The following is a 4,149-nucleotide window of genomic DNA, read 5'->3' as shown; positions in this document are numbered from 1 at the left end:
CGGTTGAGACGATCAAAAAGGGGCGCACGGTTGTAGCCCTGCATTTTCGCTTCAAGGAAGACAAACAGATCAAGATGACGATCTAAAATCGATTTTAAGGCACCTAAAACGCTCCCTGCTGCGTTTTTTTTGTGTTAGTAGTGCGAAGGTACTATTGAAGTGAAAAATTGCGTCAAAAGCGCTCTAATGCAGCGAAAAAAGAACCCCCAATTTTTGGGGGCGGAAAAACAAAACTATGCTTGCATTATGTGTGTGCTTCTTGCATTCATCCCTGTCGATGAACATAGAAGAACATCGACGAACATAACACGATGTTAAACAAAACAAAATATTGTTCACATTCACTGTGACCAACCGCGATCATGTCTCCTCTCGGTGGTGTGTGTTCTTGCATCTTCCTCGCGCCGCCATTCATCCCAGGTACGATTGAAACCCAGAGAGCGGAACAGATGATCCGGCTGTTTTTCTGGTGTGTTGACGGCAGCAAAAAGCGGTGCCTCACGGGTTTTCAGATGAAACTCCATAAGTTCCGGCGCAGGTGATATGTGGCTGTCTGCATCGTGATTTACGGCAACACCATACCCTGCATACCGTAACCCCTTATCGGTCAGTGCACTGATGACCAGCTGGCTGTTATCGGCTGAGGGAACGGCAAACGCGGGATACAGCGTACCATTAAGCCGGACAACACCGCCCAGAGAGTCATCCACGCCCATGACCAGCAAAAGCTGAAGCTGGCGGGTTTCCCGGTCGACAGAACTCATTACCGGCATCAGCGTCGGTAGCAGACGTCCCTGCGTAAAATCCACCTTCCTTGCTGCCAGTGATGGCATGGCTGGCTGGCGGTCTTCTCCAAGACAGAAAGACTCCGGCCATGTCTTCGGCTGGCGGAGATTGCGGGTATATTGCGGCCATGTCTGGCAAACCTGCGTCAGAAGTTGCTCAAAGGTCGCAGAGGAATAAACACGTTGCAGTGGTGGATGTTGACCGATTTCGCTTCGGTCACAGATATAACCACTCCTGTCACGCATTAAATCAACACGCTCAAAGATTCTGGTGCGGTATTTCTCCAGCTCGTTCCCCCAGAGCGTGTATTCTCCGTTCCGGTTGTGAAGCAGAAGGTAACAGGTCATTTCCCCGTTACCAGGCATGGGGGCCTCGCCATACCCCGTAACGACTGCGCTCAGTACCCCTGAATCCATAACGGCATTGTCATTTTTCCTGAGCTGTTCCGCTCGTCGCTCCGCGCGACTACGTTCTGTATCCTCCTGCTCCTTCCGGCGCAATTCCTCTTCACGTTTAAGCAACTGGACTCTGAGAGCTGCAAGGCCGGATGCCCCCCACTGCTGCCACTGTTTTTCAAATGCCGTCTGACTCGCGGGAATGTCCTGTTTCTCCACCTTCCGGTAATGCTGTCGCAATTTTTCCATTTGCTGGCTCAGCGACTGGATTTTTCCCTGTTCGCTACGGTATTCCGGTGCCGCCCATTGCATCAGGGGAATACGGGAAAAACCGGACGAAAACGGCGATGATTTTTTCAGGCTGGCAGCATGGCTCATCGCTTCCTTTCGTTCGGTGTTCAGCTCTTCCCAGCGTCTGCGCGTCGCCTGCATATCTGCCATCATCGACATGGCATTACTGGTGAGTTTCCATGCCGCATTACTGTCCTTCGGCAACGCTTCGATGATGTCACGTAGTGTGTACGAAGTTGCGTTGTCAGGAAGCACGATATTCAGAAGGTCAGCCACACGGCGGGCAGGCTCTGTCAGCCCGCTGTTCCTGAGTTCAGTGCGGGAAATCTGTATTTCCAGGTTAAGCCTGTTAATCAGACGATTCTGTTCGCCGCGTTCTGTTTCGATACCGCGTGTTTCCATCGCACAGGCAGACTTTCCGAGGTGAATACCAGGCGTTTTCTCAAGCCCCTGTCGCTCGTATGAACGATGGTCTATCTCTTCCTGATAACCGGCGTTCGCCAGTGCTCTGTTTGCATGGTCAGCCCATGATGCACGCCACGTCTCGGCATGTGTCCGGTCGTTCCAGTCCCTGACCTTTCCGCCGAACCCAGCAGGTCCGACAGCCCTCGTGGTCAGCATGATGTGCGCATGGGGATTTGTTTTATCCATGTGATGGAACGCCACATCAGCAATCATGCCCTGACTGACAAAGTTTTCTCTGACAAAGGCGAGAACGGTTTCCCGTGCGGCATCCTGCGGCAGTTCACGGGGGATAGCGAGTTCAATTTCCCGCGCAAGTTGTGAGTTCTTCCGGCATTCGGCCTTCTCAACGGCATTCCAGAGTTCGGCACGGTTCGTACACCAGGCAGGGGCTGTCGCGGGGGTCAGAATCACAGCTTCAGCCACACCGCTTTTGCGGGTGTAGTCGTGAGTCAGTCCGGTACGCTCATCAAGCATCAGTGAACCGGAACGATAGGCAGCGGAAGCTACGGCGCTGTAGCCGCTGCTTCTGGAGATAATTTTCATGCTGAGATGATAAATCGCCATTTCTGCCGTAATGCCTTTTTGTAGTTTTCTTTCAGCCCCGCAGGGCGCACACAATCGAAACGGAGTGGAGATTGTATAAGTGCGCACTTTGTGATTTGTCGCGCATTATGCCAGCTCAGTTTTTAAACTACCAGTGACGCGCTAAAATGCGATTTTTCATCGCGCACGGAGTTACATCATGAGCAGAACGCTCGAACAGAAGATTGCTGATGCTGAGGCGAGATTACAGCGCCTGAAGGCGAAGAGCCGGAGCCTGGACACAGCGCAGAAGGTTGTTGTGGGTGCAGCATTGCTGGCAAAGGTCAGAAAGCCGGAGGAGGTGCAGTTGCGTGCCTGGTTACTCCAGTTCCTGAAGGCAGAGGTGACACGACAGGCTGATGTGACGCGCATACTGCCGCTGATTAACGAGCTGGAGGCGCTGCCAGGACAGTGATTGTATCGTCCGCTCGCCGCAGCCCCAGCGACCGAGCGTTAGCGAGCGAGTGGGCGAGGAAGCGGAAGTGAATCCGTCGCCAGGTTGAGCACATACGCACGGTTTTTCGGTAGGTGATATGCGCTGAACCCGCATGAATACTGGATTTCCACAGGGTTGGAAGGGGAGTATTCGGAACTTGCAATTCTGCTTTCTTGCAACACATTGTTTTTATTGGTTTTTTGTTTTCAGCGCCCCAAGTTATCCACAGGCTCGCCGTTAAGTTTTTAGATCTTGTTTTTAAGATCTTGTTTTTAATACTTGTTTTAGGGTCAAAATTCATTAATAAAATCAATATGTTATAGAGGTATATGTGGAGGAATTTAAGGTAAAGGTGGAGGAATTTAAGGTGTTTAGGTGGAGGAATTTAAGGTAAAGGTGGAGGAATTTAAGGTGTTATTCACAGAAATGTGAGGATATAAAAAAAAATATTCCACATTTCTTATTTGTGGGGCACATTAAAGCATCACCACATTTGAACGGGATCTTTGTATGTCGGACTTGATTGCCTACAAGTCGAATGCTTTGGTTGAGGCCAGCTACAAGTTGACCCTACAGGAACAACGTTTTCTGTTGCTGTGTATCAGTCGATTGAAATCTGGTGCTGATGCTGAATTGCAAAAGACAATGACCATTACCGCTGCGGAATATTTTGATTCATTCCCTGACATGGGGCGGAAAAATGCCGAGGTTCAGTTACAGGAAGCGATCGATCGTTTATGGGACAGGTCGATCATTCTCAAGAATGACGAGAAGCGTGAGGAGTTCCGCTGGATCCAGTATCGGGCACAGTACGCTAAAGGTGAGGCCAAGGCTCGAATAACCTTTTCTGACGCGGTAATGCCTTATCTGACGCAACTGAAGGGGCAATTCACGCGCGTTGTTATAAAAAACATATCAGGTTTATCAAGTAGTTACAGTATAAGAATATACGAGTTCCTCCAGCAATTCCGCAGTACGGGAGAGAGAATTATTGCTCTTAATGACTTTCGTTCAATGTTAGGGATTGAAAATAAATACAAACAATTCAGAGACTTAAATAAAATACTAATAAAACCCTGTGTTGACGAACTGAACAAAAAAAGCGACCTGGCTGTAACGGTTGAGACGATCAAAAAGGGGCGCACGGTTGTAGCCCTGCATTTTCGCTTCAAGGAAGACAAACAGATCAAGATG

At 49.8% G+C, this 4,149-nt stretch carries 3 protein-coding genes; 2 read left to right on the top strand and 1 reads right to left on the bottom strand.

What is annotated here, in order from left to right; all coding sequences use genetic code 11:
• Positions 1-341 precede the first annotated feature (341 nt).
• On the bottom strand, positions 342-2,501 hold the full coding sequence (gene mobQ / locus ABG996_RS10615; protein ID WP_001029353.1) for a MobQ family relaxase: 2,160 nt from the start codon (positions 2,499-2,501) through the stop codon (positions 342-344).
• 178 nt (positions 2,502-2,679) lie between these two features.
• Here mobQ and mobC point away from each other — a divergent pair, with 178 nt between their 5' ends.
• The gene (gene mobC, locus ABG996_RS10610) at positions 2,680-2,934 is read left to right on the top strand and encodes a relaxase accessory protein MobC (RefSeq protein ID WP_000091747.1); all 255 of its coding nucleotides are present in this window, start codon (positions 2,680-2,682) and stop codon (positions 2,932-2,934) included.
• 531 nt (positions 2,935-3,465) lie between these two features.
• On the top strand, positions 3,466-4,149 hold a 684-nt coding region (locus ABG996_RS10605; protein ID WP_052987764.1), incomplete at its 3' end, for a replication initiation protein.

It is taken from the genome of Collinsella aerofaciens, assembly GCF_039836695.1.
In the GTDB taxonomy this organism is placed as follows: Bacteria; Actinomycetota; Coriobacteriia; order Coriobacteriales; family Coriobacteriaceae; genus Collinsella; species Collinsella aerofaciens_BD.
Note: the sequence above shows the minus strand (reverse complement) of the source record. Positions and strands in the feature narration are given on the sequence as shown.

What these genes read in the sequence shown, in the direction of transcription:
- mobQ (WP_001029353.1), bottom strand. Translation starts at nt 2,501, where the DNA reads ATGGCGATTTATCATCTCAGCATGAAAATTATCTCCAGAAGCAGCGGC.
- mobC (WP_000091747.1), top strand. Translation starts at nt 2,680, where the DNA reads ATGAGCAGAACGCTCGAACAGAAGATTGCTGATGCTGAGGCGAGATTA.